General features: G+C 53.7%; 23 protein-coding genes and 2 tRNA genes. 11 read left to right on the forward strand and 14 right to left on the reverse strand.

The window, feature by feature from the left end:
* Window positions 1-7: 7 nt before the first annotated feature.
* The 3 genes from CVV30_02130 to CVV30_02140 all read left to right on the forward strand — a co-directional run bounded on the left by CVV30_02130 (window position 8) and on the right by CVV30_02140 (window position 2,147).
* Window positions 8-571, forward strand: a complete 564-nt coding sequence (locus CVV30_02130; GenBank protein PKL70184.1) for a DUF655 domain-containing protein — start codon at window positions 8-10, stop codon at window positions 569-571.
* A complete protein-coding gene (locus CVV30_02135) occupies window positions 568-1,332 on the forward strand; it encodes a 16S rRNA (adenine(1518)-N(6)/adenine(1519)-N(6))-dimethyltransferase (GenBank protein ID PKL70185.1) in 765 nt (254 codons plus the stop codon). Before CVV30_02130 ends, CVV30_02135 begins: the two co-directional genes overlap by 4 nt.
* Window positions 1,333-1,580: 248 nt before the next feature.
* A complete protein-coding gene (locus tag CVV30_02140) occupies window positions 1,581-2,147 on the forward strand; it encodes a methylase (GenBank protein PKL70186.1) in 567 nt (188 codons plus the stop codon).
* Window positions 2,148-2,206: 59 nt separating this feature from the next.
* Here CVV30_02140 and CVV30_02145 read toward each other — a convergent pair whose 3' ends face one another.
* From CVV30_02145 to CVV30_02175, 7 genes are all read right to left on the reverse strand, one after another.
* Complete coding sequence (locus tag CVV30_02145; GenBank protein ID PKL70187.1) at window positions 2,207-2,992, reverse strand: ABC transporter permease; 786 nt, start codon at window positions 2,990-2,992, stop codon at window positions 2,207-2,209.
* A 4-nt stretch (window positions 2,993-2,996) separates the two neighbouring features.
* Window positions 2,997-3,959, reverse strand: a complete 963-nt coding sequence (locus tag CVV30_02150; protein ID PKL70939.1) for an ABC transporter — start codon at window positions 3,957-3,959, stop codon at window positions 2,997-2,999.
* Between the two features lie 63 nt (window positions 3,960-4,022).
* A complete protein-coding gene (locus CVV30_02155) occupies window positions 4,023-4,493 on the reverse strand; it encodes a hypothetical protein (GenBank protein ID PKL70188.1) in 471 nt (156 codons plus the stop codon).
* Between the two features lie 15 nt (window positions 4,494-4,508).
* Window positions 4,509-4,856: a hypothetical protein gene (locus CVV30_02160; protein PKL70189.1), complete on the reverse strand. Its 348-nt coding sequence runs from the start codon at window positions 4,854-4,856 to the stop codon at window positions 4,509-4,511.
* A 229-nt stretch (window positions 4,857-5,085) separates the two neighbouring features.
* The gene (locus CVV30_02165) at window positions 5,086-5,460 is read right to left on the reverse strand and encodes a hypothetical protein (GenBank protein PKL70190.1); all 375 of its coding nucleotides are present in this window, start codon (window positions 5,458-5,460) and stop codon (window positions 5,086-5,088) included.
* A gap of 473 nt (window positions 5,461-5,933) precedes the next feature.
* Entirely contained in the window at window positions 5,934-6,320 is a 387-nt protein-coding gene (locus CVV30_02170) for a hypothetical protein (GenBank protein PKL70191.1), read from the reverse strand.
* Window positions 6,321-6,385: 65 nt separating this feature from the next.
* A tRNA-Glu gene (locus CVV30_02175) sits at window positions 6,386-6,460 on the reverse strand.
* A 246-nt stretch (window positions 6,461-6,706) separates the two neighbouring features.
* Between CVV30_02175 and CVV30_02180 the strand changes: the two genes are divergently transcribed.
* Window positions 6,707-7,819, forward strand: a complete 1,113-nt coding sequence (locus tag CVV30_02180) for a GTP-binding protein (protein ID PKL70192.1) — start codon at window positions 6,707-6,709, stop codon at window positions 7,817-7,819.
* Window positions 7,820-7,925: 106 nt separating this feature from the next.
* Window positions 7,926-9,020: a hypothetical protein gene (locus CVV30_02185; protein PKL70193.1), complete on the forward strand. Its 1,095-nt coding sequence runs from the start codon at window positions 7,926-7,928 to the stop codon at window positions 9,018-9,020.
* 47 nt (window positions 9,021-9,067) lie between these two features.
* Here CVV30_02185 and CVV30_02190 read toward each other — a convergent pair whose 3' ends face one another.
* Entirely contained in the window at window positions 9,068-10,189 is a 1,122-nt protein-coding gene (locus tag CVV30_02190) for a tRNA (guanine(10)-N(2))-dimethyltransferase (GenBank protein PKL70194.1), read from the reverse strand.
* A 60-nt stretch (window positions 10,190-10,249) separates the two neighbouring features.
* Here CVV30_02190 and CVV30_02195 point away from each other — a divergent pair.
* The 3 genes from CVV30_02195 to CVV30_02205 all read left to right on the forward strand — a co-directional run bounded on the left by CVV30_02195 (window position 10,250) and on the right by CVV30_02205 (window position 11,717).
* Window positions 10,250-10,324 (forward strand) — tRNA-Arg (locus tag CVV30_02195).
* Between the two features lie 55 nt (window positions 10,325-10,379).
* Window positions 10,380-11,219, forward strand: coding sequence for a geranylgeranylglycerol-phosphate geranylgeranyltransferase (locus CVV30_02200; GenBank protein PKL70195.1), 840 nt, complete (start codon window positions 10,380-10,382; stop codon window positions 11,217-11,219).
* 84 nt (window positions 11,220-11,303) lie between these two features.
* Window positions 11,304-11,717, forward strand: coding sequence for a cell shape determination protein CcmA (locus tag CVV30_02205; GenBank protein PKL70196.1), 414 nt, complete (start codon window positions 11,304-11,306; stop codon window positions 11,715-11,717).
* Here the strand turns inward: CVV30_02205 and CVV30_02210 are convergent.
* From CVV30_02210 to CVV30_02225, 4 genes are read right to left on the reverse strand one after another with little or no spacing between them, the layout of a single operon-like run.
* Window positions 11,682-12,383: a hypothetical protein gene (locus CVV30_02210; GenBank protein ID PKL70197.1), complete on the reverse strand. Its 702-nt coding sequence runs from the start codon at window positions 12,381-12,383 to the stop codon at window positions 11,682-11,684. The genes CVV30_02205 and CVV30_02210 overlap by 36 nt on opposite strands.
* 21 nt (window positions 12,384-12,404) lie before the next feature.
* Window positions 12,405-13,448 (reverse strand): S-methyl-5-thioribose-1-phosphate isomerase, encoded by a 1,044-nt coding sequence (gene mtnA / locus CVV30_02215; protein PKL70198.1) that lies wholly within the window; start codon window positions 13,446-13,448, stop codon window positions 12,405-12,407.
* Window positions 13,445-14,725: a 4Fe-4S ferredoxin gene (locus CVV30_02220; protein ID PKL70199.1), complete on the reverse strand. Its 1,281-nt coding sequence runs from the start codon at window positions 14,723-14,725 to the stop codon at window positions 13,445-13,447. The genes mtnA and CVV30_02220 overlap by 4 nt, the downstream gene beginning before the upstream one ends.
* Window positions 14,718-15,212: a gamma carbonic anhydrase family protein gene (locus tag CVV30_02225; GenBank protein PKL70200.1), complete on the reverse strand. Its 495-nt coding sequence runs from the start codon at window positions 15,210-15,212 to the stop codon at window positions 14,718-14,720. The genes CVV30_02220 and CVV30_02225 overlap by 8 nt, the downstream gene beginning before the upstream one ends.
* Window positions 15,213-15,242: 30 nt before the next feature.
* Between CVV30_02225 and CVV30_02230 the strand changes: the two genes are divergently transcribed.
* Window positions 15,243-15,701: a phosphopantetheine adenylyltransferase gene (locus CVV30_02230; protein PKL70201.1), complete on the forward strand. Its 459-nt coding sequence runs from the start codon at window positions 15,243-15,245 to the stop codon at window positions 15,699-15,701.
* 182 nt (window positions 15,702-15,883) lie between these two features.
* On the opposite strand, the gene CVV30_02235 is transcribed toward CVV30_02230, so the two are convergent.
* Both CVV30_02235 and CVV30_02240 read right to left on the reverse strand, forming a co-directional pair.
* Window positions 15,884-16,357, reverse strand: a complete 474-nt coding sequence (locus CVV30_02235; protein PKL70202.1) for an aspartate carbamoyltransferase regulatory subunit — start codon at window positions 16,355-16,357, stop codon at window positions 15,884-15,886.
* Window positions 16,354-17,256, reverse strand: a complete 903-nt coding sequence (locus tag CVV30_02240; protein PKL70203.1) for an aspartate carbamoyltransferase — start codon at window positions 17,254-17,256, stop codon at window positions 16,354-16,356. Before CVV30_02240 ends, CVV30_02235 begins: the two co-directional genes overlap by 4 nt.
* 207 nt (window positions 17,257-17,463) lie before the next feature.
* On the opposite strand from CVV30_02240, the gene CVV30_02245 reads away from it, so the two are divergent.
* Together CVV30_02245 and CVV30_02250 are read left to right on the forward strand one after the other, a co-directional pair.
* Window positions 17,464-18,558 (forward strand): aminotransferase DegT, encoded by a 1,095-nt coding sequence (locus CVV30_02245; protein PKL70204.1) that lies wholly within the window; start codon window positions 17,464-17,466, stop codon window positions 18,556-18,558.
* Complete coding sequence (locus CVV30_02250; protein PKL70205.1) at window positions 18,558-19,469, forward strand: gfo/Idh/MocA family oxidoreductase; 912 nt, start codon at window positions 18,558-18,560, stop codon at window positions 19,467-19,469. The genes CVV30_02245 and CVV30_02250 overlap by 1 nt, the downstream gene beginning before the upstream one ends.
* Window positions 19,470-19,473: the final 4 nt, after the last annotated feature.

A 19,473-nucleotide genomic window follows, 5' to 3' on the forward strand; every position in this document is an offset into this window, starting at 1 on the left:
GAATAGCATGAAGGCGGAGAAAAAAGAGATCAACGCGATCGTACTGGATGTGCTCATGAAGGGCCATGCTGACGACCCCCGCCCCCAGTTTAAGCGGGAGCCTATCGTGCAGGCAATGGGTGTCGAGCAGTTCAAGCTGCTCGAACTCGTGCCAAAACCAACCGTCCTTATCCAGCTCCATGACCGGGTCTATATCGGAGATTCCGAGCGGGACAAGGTCGAGCGGGTGAAGCGCCGGATTGGGTATGCGGATCTCACTCCCACTGCACGTGGCGAACTCCCGTTTGTCATTGCAGAGGTTATCAAGGAGCGGGAAGCGGATTTTGTTGCTTTCTTTAACAAGGCGATCTCGATCACGCCCCGTCTCCATATGTTACACCTGCTCCCGGGTATCGGGAAGAAGCTGATGTGGGAGATTTTAGAAGAGCGCAACAAGAAGCCGTTTGCAGATTTTGCAGATATCTCTGCCCGCATCAAATCGATTCCCCACCCCGAGAAGATGATCCAGGCACGGATCATCGAAGAACTCGAGGTCAAGGAAACCAAATATCACGCGTTCACGACTCAATGAAAGCACATCACGACCAGCACTTCCTCATTGATCCCAACGCGGTCAAACGGATCGCAGATCTTGAGGACGTTAAGGGAAAACGGGTGCTGGAAGTCGGCCCGGGCAACGGGGCACTCACCCGTGCCCTGCTGGACCGCGGTGCAATTGTGCATGCGATTGAGCTCGACGGGAAGCTCTGCGAGCAACTCGCCGACACTTTTTTTGATGAGATTGAGAGCGGCCAGTTGACCGTGCAGCACGGCGATGCCACAAAGTGCGAACTTCCGTCCTTTGAGATGTCTGTCTCGAACCTGCCATATTCGGTCAGTTCGAAGATCACGTTCAGGCTGCTCGACTGCGGGTTTAAAGTGGCGGTGCTGATGTACCAGAGCGAATTTGCGGACCGGATGGTTGCCCCGGCGGGAACCAAGGACTGCGGCAGGCTCTCGATCATGGTCCAGACCTATGCAGCGGTCCAGAAGTGTTTCGAGCTTCCCCCGCAGTGTTTCTCTCCCCGCCCGCAGGTTCACTCAACGGTCGTGAAGATCTTCCCCCGCGACCCGATCTTCTTTATCGAGGACCGGAAACGGTATGCCGATGTGGTCCGGGCACTCTTCTCCCACCGGAGAAAGACCGTCCGGAACTGCCTTAAAGGATCTGGCGGGATGCTTGATCCTGAATGGGTAAAGCGGGTGATTGCTGCCCTGCCACCGGAGATTCTCCAGAGCCGTCCTGAGGCATTATACTTAGAGGATTTTGCTACGATCAGCAATATGGCGTGAATTTTCATCACTGCTCTCTCTCAAATCTGTTTTGTAGATATTTTAAGAGTAAATCTACCTCTCAAAGGGATTTATTTTAGTGAATTGATTCCAGATCGTGGTTGATGCCCCCCTGTGTGAGCATTTTTTCGATAAAAATCAGGATTTTTTTCTTTTAAACTACCGGTGGGTATATACAGAGAACGCAAACAATTCAGGGTTCTTATATCACAAAACGGGGCAAATATCAATAGTACGAGTGTTACCGCATGGCCCATGATCCGTCGCAGGTGTACCAGCCCGAAGATGATACCTATCTCCTGCTCGATGCTGCAATTAATGAGGTAAAGCCCGGTGATAGGGTGCTGGAAATCGGGACCGGTTCCGGTCTCATATCCCGGGAGCTCTCAAAGGTATCCGATGTAGTGGCAACGGACATCAATCCCCATGCAGCCCTGTGTGCACGGGGTGACGGTGTCCAGGTAGTGCGGAGCGATCTCTTTGCCGGGATCCGGGGCACGTTCGATCTTATCATTTTCAACCCGCCGTATCTTCCCACGCAGCCGGAGGAGCGGATTGATGACTGGCTGGAGTATGCGCTGGATGGCGGTGCCACTGGCAGGGACGTGATCGAAAGGTTTGCTGCCGGGGTGGATACGGTGCTTGCGCTGGACGGGCGGATTCTCCTGTTGATCTCATCGCTTACCGGGCTCGACGAAGTGAGCGACCTGTTTTCACAGCACGGGTTTGTGACCCGGGTGATGGTGGCCCAGCTGATCGAGGATGAAGAGCTCTACGTGCTGCATATCGCCCGTGTTCCCCAGATATTTTTGTAATTGCACTCGTTATCATGCATCTGCATTGCGATGACGATGAGATTGATCATATTCTCTCTTCAGGTAATCAGGCGTTTTTTCATCAGGTTGATCGAGATTACCCAGAAAATTGCGGTTACTGCCACAATCCATGCGAGGTGGAGAAAGATCGTCCACGAAAGGGCGGGCAGGGTTAACATCCGCATAATGGCAACAATGTGTGTCAGGGGAAGCAGGGCAAGGGCAATGTACTGGAATGCCTCGGGAAGTAAGGAAAGCGGGAAGAATGTGCCCGAGAAGAGCATCATGGGCGTGATGAAGAGGAACATGGGATAATTCAGGGTATCGATGCCCGGCGTGATTGCGGTAAAACACATCCCGATTGTGGCAAAAAGGAGCCCGCCCAGGAACGCGAGCGGGAGGGCAAGGAGCGCCAGGGGAAGCGAAATCACCCCGAAAGCGGCCAGTACCGGGAGCATGACTGCCACGTACAATACGCTGCGGGTGGCCCCCCAGAGCAGTTCGCCGGCGATTACATCTTCTATCGAGAGCGGGGTGGCGATCATGGCATCGAAACTTTTCTGGTAATACATGCGGACATAGGAACCGTATGTGCATTCGAAGAACGCGGAGTTCATCACGGATATTGCGAGAATGGCGGGGGCGATGAACTTGATGTACGGGATGCCATCGACCTCTTTGATATAGGTACCAAGGCCCATGCCAATGGCAAACAGGTAGAGCAGGGCGTCGACAAACGGCGGGAAGAAGTTGACTTTCCAGGTCCGCACAAAGACCACGAGGTTGCGGTACCAGACCCGCCCTGCCCGCACTGAAACCGGTGGAAGTGAGAAGAGGTGCGTCATGGTATTAGTCCCGAAGGGTCCTCCCGGTAAGTTTCAGGAATACGTCTTCAAGCGTTGCCAGCCGGGTGAGCATCTTTTTTGGCTGGCAGGAATCGAGCAGGATCTTGGCGACCTCCCGGGACGAATCCGTGGCGATCTGAATGGTATCCCCGGTCACTTCGTGCGGGATGCCGTGTACCACAAGGCAGGCGAGCACTTCGGCACTCGTTTCCACCTCCACGATCTCATCGCCAACGTACTTCTTCACCAAATCCGCAGGAGCACCCTCGACAAGGATGGTTCCCTTGTCCATGATCACGAGCCGGTCGCAGAGCCGGGCTGCCTCGTCGAGATAATGCGTGGTAAGTACAATCGTATTTCCCTGTGCCTGCAGGGTCTTGAGTTTCTCCCAGATCAAGTGGCGGGCCTGCGGGTCGAGACCAATGGTTGGTTCATCGAGGATGAGCAGATCCGGGTTGTTGACCAGCGCCCGGGCAAGGATAAGGCGCCGCTTCATCCCCCCCGAGAGTTTTTCAACCTCGACATCGCGTTTCTCCTGCAGCTGGACAAATTCGAGCAGTTCATCGGATCGCTTCTTTGCTGCCGGTGCGGGAATGTCAAAGTAGCCGGAATAGGTAAAGAGGTTTCCGAAGCAGGTGAAGTCAGGATCAAGGTTGGTCTCCTGCGGGACTACGCCGAGCCGCTTCTTGATCTCAGCCGGTTGCGTGTCCGGGTCCATGCCAAAAACCGAAAGCACACCGGATGAACGGGGCGAGACACAAGCGATCATCTTCATGGTCGTAGTCTTACCGGCCCCGTTAGGGCCTAAAAACCCGAAGACCTCGCCTTTTTTTACCGAAAATGAGATGCCATCGACAGCGACAAGCTCGCCATAGGTCTTCCTTAAATTGTGTGCTTCAATAATCCCTGTCAATGGATTGCACTCCTTAATCCAGTGTTTTGTGCGGGAGTGAATAAATACCCTCATGCCGTGCCAGTAGATTATCGCCAAAAAAAGGAGCTGGCGGGGATAAAGATGCAATAAATCCGGTTATTTTCCGGTGAGCCGGTGGATAGCTGCCTGCGCTGATGAGCGGACATCGGAAAAAGGATCGTTAAGCAGGGAAGTGAGCGGCCGGATGGCTCTTTCATCCCCCAGTTTTCCCAGGATTTCTGCGGCACCGATCCTGACTGTCATATCCTTATCCGTAAGGCAGCCGATGAGTGGACTGACGGCAGCCGGGTCTTTGATCTTTCCCAGTGCCGTGATCGCTGCGCAGCGGATGGCCGGTTCGGCATCCCCGAGCGCAGTAACCAGGGCAGGTACCGCATCGGAATCACCAAGACGACCCAGGGCCTGCACAATCTCGCACCGGACCCGCGGATGAGAGTCGGAAATGGCTGCGGCGAGCGGAACAATTGCCGAAAGATTCCCGGATTTTCCCAGTTCCGCCGCAGCTGCCTGGCGTTTTTTAACGGTGGGTGCACGGAGATCGGCTAAAAGGGAGTGAAAGTCTTTCATAAAAACAGTGTCCGGTTAATGATCGCACTCGTATCCGGATTCGTACGCGGAAATGACCTTTTTGGCCACCTCTTCGGATAACCGGTCCTGCACGAGGTGCACAAACGCCTCGACATCCTCAACGGGAAGGCATCCCATGCTCTCCTTTCCTTCCTGGATCATATCGGTAAGGTAGGTCAATTCCTCGTCAGTCAACCGGTTTATCCGCTCAATAAAATCATTACTGTCTTCGGCAAAGTGGTTGGAGATCGGGGGCAGGATCGATTGGAACATATGATCCGATCCTGAACAGGTGAGATTGCCGCATTCCGGTGCAAGTTTTTTAAAGATGGCAAGGTCTTTTTCAGAGAGTTCCCGTGGCATGGTTGTGTTATCCTGATCAATTATTTCTCCGGCTTTGGAATAAACGTGCGTGACAGGCACCGTCCACTCTCACGATCCGGGGGTCTCGCCATGGATCCGGCGGGTTCCCCTGCCCTTGGTGACAGGCGAATAACTGAGACAGTCTTCGCTCGCTGGCATATACTCCCGTTGTTACTAAAACGTACTTTATCTTTGCTATGGGGATTACCCGAAAAAAAAGAAGACTGGATTAGAAATATTTGTCAATCCAGTTCTTGATACCGGCAATAATTCCGCCGGAGTTGCCCGAGCCGGAGGATTTCTTTCCCGGGCGGGGCTGCATGGTTGCGGGGCGGGATATCGTGCGACGCGGTGCCGGTGCTTCCCGTTCCGGAATATCCCGTAAGGTGGGCTGCGGTGCTTCGCCATCCGATTCGAAGCCCCATGCAAATCCGATCTTGTAGGCCCTTTCATTCTGGCGGATCCAGTTTGCAGCGTTCATGTACCCGCGATCTTCGGCTTTCTTGATCGTATCCTCGTGGTTCTGAGTGAAATGGATCTCGCGCTGAAGAGCGGTTAACTCCTCGTATACTTTTCCGGGGACTCTGATCTTCTCCCTGCTCATAACTCCTCATATAGGCATATGCTGGGATACGATATTTAATGTTTCCTCATAAAAACGTCGAAAATACAGGACAATTGGTTTTTTGGAGGTTTAAAAAGCGGTTAACCGGTAAACACAGAAAGTTGATACGTGTGCCGGACAATTGAACAACAGTAAGGGGGTGTGAACATTGGTCAAGGTGGTATACGAAGGGGACGACTTCAAGCGAATGTTAAGAACGGATCTGCAGAAGCTTGAACGCCTTGTTGAATCAAAAAAATTAGGCATCGTTGAAATCGACTATAAGGAAGGCAAAATCAAGGTGGAAATCAAAAAGAAGGGAAACGATATTGTGGTAAAACGCTGGCGGCCATCGTAATATCAGTTTTCAGATTTTTTTTAAAAATTACCCCGGGTTTCCTGACGGTCCGAAAAAAACGACCGGGTTATTAACAAAAACGTGTGATAAAAGATATGTCCGGCCACAAAAAAGATCAGATCTCTTTTTTGTAATCAGAGTGCACTTTTGGCATCTTCATTCTCTGGGCTTTCTGGATCTTTTTTATGGTATCTTCTTTGGCAAGAGTGGTCTTTTCTGCTGCTGACAGCTCGCTGTCCGCTTCCCGTTCGCCGGCACTTTCTGCCAGGATCTTCCGGTACTCTTCATCGGAAATACCTACTTTTTTAAGTTCAATTCCGGTGAAAAAACCCTGCATATATTTTGCATAGTGTTCCGGGCATGCAGGAAGTATGGTCTCTCCATCTGCCGTTTTTCCCTTTACCGGCAAAAGAGTGCCGGTAACTTTCTCCGGCTGCCGGCAGATGCAGCAGCGGTAATGGTGCCTGCGCCGGATTATGTCAAATTCTGCATTGTCAGTCATGTATTGCCTCTTTTATTTTTAAATAACCTGAAGTTATCGGGATTTCAGGATCAGTCAAAACCGGATGCTGCTATGGGGATTCGAACCCCAGTCGCGAGCGTGAGAGGCTCGCATGATTGGCCGGACTACACTATAGCAGCGTAATTGCTCAATAACTTGGGCGATATTTTTACTTATAGTTTATTACTTCATATACCCGGCCCGTTTCTTCATCCATATACTGCAATCCGTGAAATGGACGCAGTACCTTTAGGGAATCTTTGATCCGGTTAGTTTTTGTTCCTTTTTTTACCCGCGACTTTCCTGCTCGCATCCCATGGAAAAGAACAACCCCTCTCTTTTCTCCACAACAACTATATCTCGGACATGCGGCGATTAATATAGGAATGAGTAGTCTTGAAGAACAGATTAAGGAGCTCGAGGATGAGCTGGTCAAGACGCCCTATAACAAGGCTACTTCCAAGCATATCGGACGCATAAAGGCAAAGATCGCCCGTCTCAGGGACGAAGCGGTAAGCCGCGCAATGAAAGCCGGCGGGGGTGGCGAAGGGTATTCGGTCAAAAAGTCCGGAGATGCCACCGCAGTCCTTGTCGGGTTCCCGTCCACCGGTAAAAGTACGCTCCTCAACAAACTCACCGGCACGGAAAGTGCAGTTGCGGCGTATGCATTCACAACGCTCACGGTGGTACCCGGTGCGCTGGAACACAAAGGGGCAAAGATCCAGCTGCTCGATATCCCGGGCCTGATTGCCGGTGCAGCAATGGGTAAGGGCCGGGGCAAGGAAGTGATTGCCGTTGTCCGTGGCGCCGATATCATTGTCATTCTCGTGGACGTCTTCAATGAGCGGCATTTCGATGTGCTCATCAAGGAACTCTATGATGCCGGCATCCGGATCAATGTGCCAAAACCCGATATCACCATCAAGAAATCCTCGCATGGCGGTATCCGGCTCAATGCGGTCGGTACCTTGGATCTCGACATAGAAGAAGTCCGGTCCATCCTTGCCGAGAGTAAGATGATGAACGCCGATATCCTGATCCGCGGGAATGCCACCCAGGATGACCTTATCGATGCGATACAGGGCAACCGCGTGTATGTTCCGGCGTTCATTGCGGTGAACAAGGTGGATCTCGTGGACAAGGAGCGGTACCTGGAGATCGAGCACGATATTGCAGAACGCTTCGGCAGCCAGCCGCTCATGATATCGGCCCATGTCGGTTACCACCTCGAAGAGACGAAAGATGCCATCTATGATTGTCTCGGGTTCTTCCGGGTCTATCTCAAACCCCATGGCGGCGAAGCGGATCTCGAAGAGCCCCTCATTGTCAGGGAAGGCAGCACGATCGAGGATGTCTGTACCAAGCTTCACCGCGAATTTGTCCAGAAGTTCCGCTATGCCCGGGTCTGGGGCAAATCGGTCAAACACCCGGGCCAGCGGGTAGGTCTCTCCCACCGGCTGGTGGACAGCGATCTGATCACCATCATTGTCGAGCGCTGATACCGGATACCCCGGTCAGCTGCTCCCTTTTTTCCCGGCATCGTTTGGAAAAATATAATGTGCCCGGAATCCATCTCTCCCTAAGAGACGCCGGAATTCTTCCCAAATGGCCCAAAAACGCCCGCTCTCTCTCATAAACTGCCTGCTGGAACGGTGCCCGATGACAAACCCCCCCTGTGAGAATCCGGATTGCATACCTGCTGAATTTTCCCATCCTGTTGTGTTTACTCTTGATGACCAGGGAAAAATTACCTCGGTCAGTTCCGGATGTACCGGGATGCTGGGTTTTTTACCGGATGAGATGATGGGCCAACCGCTGTCTGCGCTCGTCCTGCCCCGGGAAAAAGATCGTGTCAGCGAAATGTATGGGAAGGAAAACCCGGAAAAAATCCCTTATTCCTGTTTCCATGTTGTGGGAAAAGAGGGAATCGCTCACCCCGCTATGGCCATTTCCCGGTCTGTTTTTGACGGACGGAATGAGGTTGGCATGTTCGGTCTTATCGGGGAGATAAGCACGGATAAACAGGCTGAAAAAATCACCCGGCAGACCAACCTGATGATGAACCGGTTAAACAGCATTGTCCGCCATGATATCAACAACCAGCTTACCGTCTTAAACGGCTACCTCACCCTGATGGAGCCGGAAGACAGTGCGCTCCGGTCGGGAGATATTGTCCGGATCCTTCTCGGTGCAACAGAAAAAATCCAGAAAATGATCACTTTTACCAAGGAGTACAAGGATATCGGTACCCAATCCCCGAAGTGGACCGGTCTTTATGAGATGTTCCAATCCGTCCGCTCCATTTTTAGTGATGGCAGGTTGCAGATACAAGCGGACCCCGGGTGCAGGGATCTTGAACTTTTCACCGATCCGATGTTTGCAAAAGTCTTTTTGAACCTGATCGATAATTCGCATCGCCATGGAAAAACGGTGACAGAAATATCCCTGCGGTGGCACCGGGAGAATGGGGGAGCAACCATTGTGTACGAGGATAATGGAACCGGGATTCCAGACGCACTCCGGCCATCCCTTTTCCTGCCGGGCAAGGGGATGAAAACCGGCAACGGGCTGTTCTTAGTCCAGGAAATCCTTGCGATCCCCGGTTTTACCATCGCCGAGACCGGCAAGCCGGGTAAGGGTGCACGGTTTGAGATTCATATTCCCGCCGGTTCATTCCGGGTGAAAGAAAATAAAGGATAACCGGGATCTCTCCGGGGCCTGTTTACTCCGTTCTGATTATCCGGTTTTTATTTCGTAGCCGGCAGAACCGCTGTCCTGATGATCGCAAGCGGCGCTTCTGTCTTGATCCCGTACCCGCAGAAATGCGTCCGTGAGGCAGCAAATCCCGCAGCACGGATACGTTCGAGAACCGTGTTGATGTCCGGGGGGGACACTTTCAGTTGTTTTGCGATATGGTGATAATCGTAAAACGATGAGGTGGGGAGTTCCTCGATACTGGTGTTGATGAGTTTTTCGATATCTTTTCTCGTGCCGAGCTCCATGGTATCCAGTTGCTCCTTCATCTGGAGGAGTACCTCAGTGTTCCGGATACTGCCAAGCCACAGGGGGCCGATAAAACTGAGGGGCACACCGCAGTGCGGGCAGCATACGGTGGGGGGAATCATGCCCGGGTGCTCCTCCCGGTACGGGCATTTCGGGCACTGGAGGATGAACCCGATCTGCTTGAGGGTATTGTCAGCGGCGCCAGCCCCCCGGATCAACCGGAGGTGGAGCCGGACGAAATGTTCGCGGGCATAACAGAAGGTTGGCTCAACACCCCGGTCGTACTTGACGGTCTCCCGTACAACAAACCCGAGAAGGATACGAAGGCCGACTTCGCTGTGGTATTCCGTGTTCAGCGGTCGTGCGAAATACCGCCGTATTCCTGCTTTCAGGTGCGCCCCGCACAGGGGGGCGGTATCAGTGGCAGTGACAAAGAGAAACCTGCGGGTACCCCGGACCGCAGCATCCACGACCATCGCTGGTGTCCCGAACGGATCGAGATCCACGGCATCAAACGATCGTTCCGACATCAGGGCACTGGCATCCCGCTGCACGACCTCGACCGGAAGGTTCGCCCGGAACGCATTGTACGTGATCAGTTCGATGGCTTCGGCCTCACGATCATTGATGGTAACGGGGATACCGCATTCGTTCAACACCCGCAACCCGCGAATGCCCGTAGCTCCCATTGCATCAAGATATTCCGAGGGTTTGAGTACCGAGAGCAAAAGGACGGTCACATCGCGGTTCAGTTCCATCTTCCGGTTAAAAAAGATCGGGGCTGAACCGGGAGGAAACTGTGTTGTATTGTCCTGGACCGGGATAAAAAACCGGGTTTTTCCTTCCGTTGTCTCGATTAACTCCATTGCGGAGAACTGTTGCAGCGCGCAAACCTTATACATATTCCTCCACAATTGGTATGAGCAGGGCGAGTGGCTTAGCCCGGACATAGCGTCAGCCTCCTAAGCTGAATGCCGGGGGTTCAAATCCCCCCTCGCCCGTTTTTGTCCGACTTTTCGTGCATTTTATTATCCTGACAAGGAGATATGGTATAAAATGAGCATTGCAGGATTTTTTACTATCACCCGCCCGGCAAACGCGGTAATATCCGGCGTAACTGCAATCATAGCATACCTTGTTGCCACCGGAACCATCGTTCCCTCAACGATTCTCCTGCTGGTCATCGTCACCCTGATCACTGCTGCCGGTAATGTGATCAATGATTATTTCGATACTGATATCGACCGGATCAACCGCCCCGAACGCCCCATCCCTTCCGGACTCGTAACTCCGTCAGCTGCACGGTATTTTGCCGTTATGCTGTTTGTCGCGGGTATCATCGTTGCCCTTTTCACCCCCATGCTCTGTCTGGCCATCGTGATAATCAATTCCGTGATTCTTGTCCTGTATGCAGCAAAACTCAAGGGTATGCCGGTGATTGGCAATGCAGCGGTTGCTTATCTTGCTGCCAGCATCTTCCTGTTCGGTGGAGCCTTTGCCGGTTGGGATACGCTGGTGCATGTAGTCCCGCTTGCGGCAATCACGTTCTTTGCAACCATGGTCCGGGAAATCTTAAAGGATGCCGAGGATGTGGAGGGCGATATGGCGGGAGGGGCCGATACCCTTCCTATCCGTATAGGAGTCCCGCTGACAACCCGCATTGCGGTGGGATTTGCCCTTGTTTCGGTGGTTGCAAGTGTTGTGCCGTTCCTCTGGTGGGGTGCGTGGTATCTCGCCGGCATTGTCATTGTTGATATCATCATCCTTGCTGCGGTAATCCGGACGCTGGGCTGCGCAGCTCCTGCCTGTATCAGGGCAACCCGATCAACCACGTTCATCAAGGCCGGCATGTTTGCTGCCCTTTTGGTTTTTGCCCTCTCGGCAGTCTTCCTGTAACCGGTCACCCGGCCCGGTCCGGGCGGCAGTATCTTCCAAGCAACAGGTTTATCCCCTGATCATTCCTCAATTACCTTGAGAGCAATGCCGACACTTTTCCAGAAAGGAAATACCTTTTTTGCACAAAAAGGGACGTATTTTGAGGGGAACGTGAAGGTAGACGGGGACTTTATCGTCCCTCCCCACACGCATTTCTGGGGGCGGCTTACGGTCACCGGCTCCCTTGAACTTGGTCCGCGTTCCAGTGTAGCACTCGACGTCAGCTGCTGGAATGCGATCATTGGGAGCCAGTGCCGTATCAAGGGCCCGATTGTTGCGCACGGGGATGTGACCATCCTCGATCATGCGGCCGTCCATTCAATCCAGGCAGGTGGCAAGGTGATCCTGCGCACCGGCGTTCATGTCGGGGATGTGACCAGCGAGGACACGATCATCGTCCATGGCAAGATAAAAAGCGGGAAATTAACCGGGAAGAATATGAATGTCCTCGGGGATTAAAGCCGGATCCACCCCGAGCACTGCCACTTCGTACACATCCTGCCAGTTTACAATCGTCTCCACACACCCTTCTTTTAAAGTAACAACACCCATCACGATGAGTCCCATCTTGTCGGCCATGTCGATGCCCTCTTTGACTTCTGAAAGGCAGCCGACACCAAGAATCGCCTTCGGGCGGTATTTTTTTACCATGCGCTTGATGAATGACGAGCCCGGCACAATGAATATCCGGTAACCCATCTTCTCAAGCACCCCCCGGGCTTCACCAACGGAACACTGCCCGCAGGAACGGCATTTGAGACCTTCCGGCGTGAGATGCGCCGGGCAGCGGGATGACCGCAGGCATTGCGGCATGAAGATTGCCCGTTCCGTAACCGGGATACGAGTGAACTCTGTTGTGTTCATGGTATTATGGATCTTGATCAAAAACGTGAGCATCTCGCGGTCTTCAAGGCCGAGAAACCGGAAGAACGCCTTCATCAATCCCTCGAAAAAGACCAGGCCCGCCTTGATCAGCCGGGGAAAATAGAGGTGCCCTTTCTTTATCGAGTAGAGTGATATCAGGGCAAGGATGAACGCGGAGATCAGCGCCCCAAGTATGATGATGACCGTGAGTTCACCGATGATAAACATCAGCTGGTTGTAGGGCGTGAAATCGAAGTCCATAGAAATGGTGCCTTTTTAGCATTATGTAGTGCTGCGACGCGATAAGAGTTTACGTATGTCTATAGGCGGGCGCATCACGCCCTTTTCGGTTATCACGGCGGTGACCAGTTCCATCGGTGTCGCATCGAATGCATAGTTCTTCACCTGTGCGCCATCCGGAACAAAGGTACGGTTACCCATGACAGTGACCTCTTCGCGCCCGCGCTCCTCGATGATCACATCCTTTTCGGTATTATTTGCATCAAATGTCGAGAGGGGCGCGGCTACGTAGAATGGTATGGCGTGATGGTGTGCGCAGACTGCATGCATGTACGTTCCGATCTTGTTGAAAACCGCGTCGCTGGTGATGCGATCCGCGCCAACAACAACGGCATCGATCGCGCCCTTTCGCATAAGATGGGCTGCGGTGGAATCCGTTATCGTGGTTACATCAATGCCATCCCGGGCAAGTTCCCATGCGGTAAGCCGGGCACCCTGCAGGAGCGGGCGTGTCTCGCAGGAGATCACGTTCACCTTTTTTCCCGCCTTTACTGCTGATCGGATCACGCCCAGCGCTGTACCCCATGATGAGCATGCCAGTGCCCCGGCATTGCAATGGGTGAGTACCGTGCAGGTATCGGGCAGGAGAGTGGCTCCCTGTTCACCGATTGCATGGCAGCAGGCAGTATCTTCCCGGGCGATCTCTTCTGCTTCGGCAATGGCACGGGCGCAGGCTTCATTGCAGTCCCGGGCAGGGGACATCGCCGCAAGCACCCGGTCAATACCCCACGCAAGGTTGATTGCAGTCGGGCGGGTTGACCGGAGTACGCTGGCATCCCGGTTCACTGCTGCCATGAACGATGTCATATCGTTTTTGTCAGCAAGCACAGAAGCAAGTGCAACCCCGTATGCCCCGGCAACGCCAAGAGCGGGGGCTCCCCGTATCTCCAGCCGTTTGATCGCGGTTGCAAGCCGTTCGATGCTGCGGCATTCCACAATGGCGTACTCATTGGGAAGGAGTGTCTGTTCGATATAGTGAATGCTCTGGTTCCCTGCGTCCCACCAGAGGGTGGCAGTCTCGTTCAAGCGGACCGCGTCCTGACAGCATCGATATATGCCCGCATGGCCGCCGATCCGCCGGAGGCTACACTGTCCGGGATATCCCGGGGGGCGGTTGCCGTACCGGCAACATAGATCCCGGGACGCAGGGTAGCTACCGTGTCCATGGCATCATGCACGGATTTGAAAAACCCGGTGGTTTCAAGGGGAATGCCGCATTTCGCAGCAATCCCGGCAGCATTGTCGGACGGGCCGATGCCAATCGAGAGGACTACCAGTTCCGGGTGGAGAACGTGGACTTCGGAGGTTTCGGAGTTTTCCACCTGCATGATCAACCCTTTGCGATCGGCAAGGATATCAGAAGGCATGCCCCGCAGGAACCGGATTCCCAGTGCTTTTGCCCGTTCGTAATACTCCTCGTACCCTTTCCCATAGGCCCGGATATCCATGTAACAGAGGGTGATATCGATATCCGGTTGCTTCTCCTTGATCAGCATCGCGTTCTTCATTGCCTGCATGCAGCAGATGCACGAGCAGTAGGGGCGGTCGATGGTCATGTCCCGCGAGCCGACACACTGGATGAAGACAATACTTTTTGGCACAGCCCCGTTGCTCAGCCGCTTGATCTTCCCGCCGGTCGGGCCGCTGGCATTGATCATCCGTTCCAGTTCGAGGCTGGTGATCACATCCGGCAGGATGAGATGGCCGAACTGCTTTTTGTTCCGGGCATCAAAGACCGTATACCCCGTAGTGATCACGATGCTCGCTGCATGGATCGTGACGAGTTTCCCTTCATCCTTGTGCAAGATGGCACCCGGCCCACAGGCATCATAGCAGAGACCGCACTCGATACAGTGCTCCGCATCCTTGACCACGATATCCGGCACTGCCTGGGCATGGGGCTTGTAGATCGCTTTTCTTACCCCGACTCCGGCATCGAACCGGTTGTACACTTCAACCGGGCAGATCCCGATACAGTCCCCGCAGCCGGTACAGAGTTCTGCATCCACGTATCGCGGGTGTTCCCGGATCGTGACCGTGAAGTTACCGACTTCCCCCTCGATAGTTTCGACTTCTGCAAAGGTATGGATCGTAATGAGCGGGTGGCGGGCCACGTCCACCATCTTGGGGGAGAGGATGCACATCGAGCAGTCGTTTGTCGGAAATGTCTTGTCGAGCTGGGCCATATGGCCGCCGATACTGGGCTCGCGTTCGACAAGGTGCACATGGATGCCATGACCTGCGATATCGAGCGCTGCCTGTATGCCGGCGATACCGGCACCGATGACTACCACATCACTCATGGTGGGCATACTCCCCGGCCAGTTCGATATAAGACATGGCGTTTTTGAGAATCTGTTCCTGCTGTGCGGCATCTGCTTCCTTGACAATTTTTCCCGGAACCCCGACCACCACGGAACCCGGGGGGATTACCTTTCCCTCGGTAACCACGGCACCGGCTCCGATGACCGAGCCATCGCCAACCGTTGCCCCGTTTAAGACAATCGCACCCATGCCGACCAGCACGCGGTTTCCGATCGTGCAGCCGTGCAGGATCGCGCCGTGCCCGACTGATACATCGGTCCCGAGCATGACCGGGTGTCCCTTGCTGGTATGCACCACGCAGTTGTCCTGGATATTGGACCGGTCCCCGATCATGATCCGGTCCTTGTCGGCACGGATCACCGCACCAAACCAGATGCCTACCTGTTTTCCGATCGTGACATCGCCGATGATCGTTGCGTTTCCCGCTGCAAAGAGCGGCACGCCGGAGACCTTATCCATACGCATAATAACATAAGAAATTAAGAATCAAAGAGCATGAAGGTTATGGTCGGGGGAACATTCGATCCCCTTCACGATGGGCACAAAGTCCTTCTTTCCCGGTCATTCGAGATCGCCGGATCCGGTGGTCATGTGGTAATCGGGCTTACCACTGACAGTTTCGCGAGCCGGAAAACCCACCCTATCCGTCCGTTTGAGGTCCGGAAATCCGAACTCGAGCAGTATATCGCTGGCAGGAATTTTTCTACCCCCTTTGTTGTCGAACCCCTGCAGGACCGGTTCGGTTCCGCACTCGAAGCTGATTTCGATGCGATTATCGTATCGGAAGAGACCCTCCCGGTTGCCGTGGAGATAAACAAACTCCGCCGGGAGAAAGGAAGGAAGAAAGTCGATATCCACCAGATCAGCTGCGTACTTGCAGAAGACGGTCGCTGGATCTCGAGTACCCGGATCTTCCGGGGCGAGATCGATATCCACGGTCACCTGATGCGATAAGCGCTTATGGATAGTCTCTTTTTTTGTTCCCGCTCATCTCCATAATGGGATTCCCACTTCTCAATTACCCCCTTTCAACAGAGGGCGGATTCAGTTCATATCGTCTTCAGGTCTTCCCCTTAACCGGGTTTGTCAGCCGCATCCGCTGCTTACACCCTTAAAAAGCATAAAAAAAGAAAAAATCAGATGATGTAACTGGTCAGGTCTTTTGTTATTACCCAGTCACAGTAGTAACAGTGAAGTCCCGTGGGCCTTACATGGAACTTGCTCTGGATCGGTTCATGGGTATTTGAGATGCAGCCCGGGTTGGGGCAGCGGACAAGTCCCTGGATCAGGGTTGGGATCTCAACTCCCTTTTTCTCGCAGACCTTGAAGTTACGGATAATATTGATGGTCGCATGCGGAGAGATGAGGGCAATGCGATCAACTTCTTCTTTTGAGAGTTCACGGTTGGTGAGTTTGACGATGTCCTTTTTCTCCATGTCCCGGCTTGGAACATTGGTGGCAATCGAGAGCGCTTCCTGCGTAGTTCCGGTGATACCGAGAATCTTTACCACGTTGAGTGCTTCACCACCATCGATGTGATCGATCACCGTGCCGTTCCTGATCCGCCGGACAAGGAGCCCTTCATTATCTGCATCTTCGGTGTGGGTCATTGCATCACGTCCATCAGCATCGCCATCCGCACCGGTACCCCGTTTCTGGATTGTTCAAAGTACCGGGCATGCGGGGACTCATCCACCCGCGGGTCAATCTCATTCACCCGGGGAAGGGGGTGGAGCACGATAAGATGTTCTTTTGCACCGGTCAGCAACTCAGGGGTGATCCGGTAGCTGGATGCGACATTGAAGTACGAGGCGGAGTCGGGGAATCGTTCGCGCTGGATCCGGGTCACGTAGAGTACATCGACCAGGCCAACCATCTCCTCGATCGAATCGTGATTCACAATCTCCACTCCCTTTTCGGTAAGCTCCGTGATGAGCGTGTCAGGGAGTTCGAGCCCCGTGGGGGAGAGGGTGTGCAGCCGTGCATTATAGAGCGAGAGCGCGGATGCGAGCGAATGTGCTGTGCGCCCGTACCGGAGATCCCCGACCAGCGCGACATCGATCTTATCGATGGGCATTGACTGGCGGATGGTGTACAGGTCGAGCAGCGTCTGCGAAGGGTGCTGGCCGGCACCGTCTCCCGCATTGATCACCGGTACGGTGGCAAACTCTGCGGCAAGGCGCGCTGCCCCTTCCTTGGGATGCCGGATGACAATTGCATCGGCATACCCGCTTACCACCCGGATGGTGTCTGCAAGTGTCTCGCCTTTTGCCATGGAGCAGGCATCGACACTCCCGACAGAAAGGGAAGTTCCCCCCAGCCGTGCAATGGCAGATTCGAAAGACATCCGTGTCCGGGTGCTGGGTTCAAAGAAGAGGACGGCAAGGATCTTGCCGTTAAGTGCATATTTATCATATTTTTTATTGTCGATCTGCCGTGCATGATCCAGCAGGCGGTCGATCTCGTTTCTTTCAAAATCCCCGATCGAAATGATATGTCGCGTTGCCACCCCTCCACTATTCGTTCTTACGATTATATGATCGTCTTCTACTAATTAGCTCTTCTTTCGCAGGGGCCGGGATGAAGGGTGGATTTTTTAGTAAGCAGGAAAATGTTTCACAGAATTGATCTTCTCTGTTTTGACAGACAGGAATGATATTATTGGATGCTTACGCATTTTTTATCCGGATTATCCTTAAAAAAGCGAGAGTGAATCGTGGTCAACATACCTGTTGCGCGACCGGCAATCGGTCAGGAAGAGATCTCGGCAGTCACAGCGGTGCTCGAATCCGGCATGCTCGCTTCCGGCGAAAAAGTTACCGAACTCGAAACGAAATTTGCAGATTATTGTGGCGCTACGCATGGTATAGCGATCAACAACGGTACCGCGGCCCTCCATGCAGCCCTTCTTGCGGCAGATATAGGTCACGGGGACGAAGTAATCGTTCCCGCGTTCTCGTTTATCGCCACAGCAACGGCTGTCCTGATGTGCGGGGCAAAGCCGGTCTTCTGCGATGTCAGTGACCAGACCTATACGATTGACACCGCCCAGCTGGAAGAGCGGGTAACCCCGCGGACCCGGGCGGTAATCGGTGTTCATCTCTATGGCCAGCCGTTCGATGTGCCGGCCGTGCAGAAAGTATGCGAGCTGCACAACCTCAAGCTTATTGAAGATGCAGCCCAGGCACACGGTGCAATCTGCAATGGCAGTAAAGTCGGGAGTTTCGGGCACTTCGGCTGCTTCTCCTTTTATGCAACGAAAAACATGATCACCGGTGAAGGGGGGATGGTCACGACAAGCGAGAAGGCCTATGCCGAGCGCCTGCGCCTGATCATCAACCATGGCCAGAGTGAAAAATATGTCCATACCCGGCTTGGTTATAATTACCGTATGACGGATATGGCCGCAGCGCTGGGTATTGTCCAGTTAAAGAAGCTGGAGAAGTTCAACCTCCGCCGGCGGAAGAACGCGGATTTCTACAATGCGAACCTGTCGGTAAAAGGACTCATCACCCCCTATGTCGCTCCGGGTATGCACCATGTCTACCACCAGTACGTCATCCGTCTCACGGACGAGTTCCCGATGAAGCGCGATTCTTTTATGGATTACTTAAAGTCCAAAGGGATCGGCTCTGCGGTGCATTATCCCATACCCATCCACCGCCAGCCGGTCTTCGGGCTGACGAATTATCCGGACCCCTGCCCGGTCTCAACCGCACTCTCGTCATCGGTGCTGAGCCTGCCGGTGCACCCGCTGCTCGACCAGAAAGAGATTGCCTATATCTGCGATACGATCAATAAGGTGAAGTAATGGATGTCGGTGTAATCGGTGTCGGGACGATGGGAAAGAACCACGTCAGGGTCTACTCAGAGATGAAAAGCGTGGATTCTGTCGGGGTCTATGACCCGAACACGGCCGGGGCCCGCGATATGGGAGAGAAGCACGGGGCCACCGTGTACTCCTCGGTCACCGAGCTGCTGGCGCATGTCGATGCAGTCAGTGTCTGCGTACCTACGCCGTTCCACCGGGCCACGGTCGAACAGGTCTTTTCTGCCAGAAAATCAGTGTTGATCGAAAAACCGATCTGTGCAACTGCCGAGGAAGCCACGCAACTCATGAAGAAAGCACCGGCAGGGATCACGATCGGGGTCGGCCATATCGAACGGTTCAACCCGGTTGTCGAAGAGATAAGGAAGATCGTAAAAAAACCGCTGTACGTGGAGATGAAGCGGCATAATCCCGCATCAGCCCGTGTCACGGGAAGTACGGTTGTCGAGGATCTCATGATCCATGATATCGATATCCTTCTCACGCTGTTCTTTAAGGCCCCCTGCATGATCTCGAGTGCCGGCACTGCAGATGTGTGCAGTGTGCTGATGAAATGCGGCAATGTCCCCGTTGCGCTCTCGGCTAGCCGGAAGTCCTCGAAGAAGATCCGGATGATCTATATCGAGGAAGAAGAGTTCACGATTGAAGGGGACTTCATGACCCAGGAAGTGACCATCTACCGCAAGCCGGGGCAGTACACGTTCGAGGCGGAGCGGTATGTGCAGGAAAATATTATCGAGAAAGTAATGGTCAACAAGCTCGAACCGCTTAAACGCGAGCTTGCCACGTTTATCGATTGCGTGGAACACTGTCGTCCTTTCCCCATCACTCCTGAACAGGCAATCCACAACCTGCGCATCTGTGAAGAGATACAGGCAGGGCTTGCAAAATAGCCGG

Source organism: Methanomicrobiales archaeon HGW-Methanomicrobiales-1 (assembly GCA_002839675.1).
GTDB lineage: Archaea > Halobacteriota > Methanomicrobia > Methanomicrobiales > Methanospirillaceae > Methanoregula.

Excerpts from the sequence above, each read along its gene's own strand:
- CVV30_02150 (PKL70939.1), bottom strand. The coding sequence starts at position 3,959 with ATGAGGGTATTTATTCACTCCCGCACAAAACACTGGATTAAGGAGTGC.
- CVV30_02160 (PKL70189.1), bottom strand. The coding sequence starts at position 4,856 with ATGCCACGGGAACTCTCTGAAAAAGACCTTGCCATCTTTAAAAAACTT.
- CVV30_02210 (PKL70197.1), bottom strand. The coding sequence starts at position 12,383 with ATGGACTTCGATTTCACGCCCTACAACCAGCTGATGTTTATCATCGGT.
- CVV30_02130 (PKL70184.1), top strand. The coding sequence starts at position 8 with ATGAAGGCGGAGAAAAAAGAGATCAACGCGATCGTACTGGATGTGCTC.
- CVV30_02225 (PKL70200.1), bottom strand. The coding sequence starts at position 15,212 with ATGCGTATGGATAAGGTCTCCGGCGTGCCGCTCTTTGCAGCGGGAAAC.
- CVV30_02155 (PKL70188.1), bottom strand. The coding sequence starts at position 4,493 with ATGAAAGACTTTCACTCCCTTTTAGCCGATCTCCGTGCACCCACCGTT.
- CVV30_02135 (PKL70185.1), top strand. The coding sequence starts at position 568 with ATGAAAGCACATCACGACCAGCACTTCCTCATTGATCCCAACGCGGTC.
- CVV30_02250 (PKL70205.1), top strand. The coding sequence starts at position 18,558 with ATGGATGTCGGTGTAATCGGTGTCGGGACGATGGGAAAGAACCACGTC.
- CVV30_02190 (PKL70194.1), bottom strand. The coding sequence starts at position 10,189 with ATGGAGTTAATCGAGACAACGGAAGGAAAAACCCGGTTTTTTATCCCG.
- CVV30_02200 (PKL70195.1), top strand. The coding sequence starts at position 10,380 with ATGAGCATTGCAGGATTTTTTACTATCACCCGCCCGGCAAACGCGGTA.
- CVV30_02220 (PKL70199.1), bottom strand. The coding sequence starts at position 14,725 with ATGAGTGATGTGGTAGTCATCGGTGCCGGTATCGCCGGCATACAGGCA.
- CVV30_02180 (PKL70192.1), top strand. The coding sequence starts at position 6,707 with ATGAGTAGTCTTGAAGAACAGATTAAGGAGCTCGAGGATGAGCTGGTC.
- CVV30_02230 (PKL70201.1), top strand. The coding sequence starts at position 15,243 with ATGAAGGTTATGGTCGGGGGAACATTCGATCCCCTTCACGATGGGCAC.
- CVV30_02145 (PKL70187.1), bottom strand. The coding sequence starts at position 2,992 with ATGACGCACCTCTTCTCACTTCCACCGGTTTCAGTGCGGGCAGGGCGG.
- CVV30_02205 (PKL70196.1), top strand. The coding sequence starts at position 11,304 with ATGCCGACACTTTTCCAGAAAGGAAATACCTTTTTTGCACAAAAAGGG.
- CVV30_02170 (PKL70191.1), bottom strand. The coding sequence starts at position 6,320 with ATGACTGACAATGCAGAATTTGACATAATCCGGCGCAGGCACCATTAC.
- CVV30_02235 (PKL70202.1), bottom strand. The coding sequence starts at position 16,357 with ATGACCCACACCGAAGATGCAGATAATGAAGGGCTCCTTGTCCGGCGG.
- CVV30_02140 (PKL70186.1), top strand. The coding sequence starts at position 1,581 with ATGGCCCATGATCCGTCGCAGGTGTACCAGCCCGAAGATGATACCTAT.
- CVV30_02185 (PKL70193.1), top strand. The coding sequence starts at position 7,926 with ATGGCCCAAAAACGCCCGCTCTCTCTCATAAACTGCCTGCTGGAACGG.
- CVV30_02165 (PKL70190.1), bottom strand. The coding sequence starts at position 5,460 with ATGAGCAGGGAGAAGATCAGAGTCCCCGGAAAAGTATACGAGGAGTTA.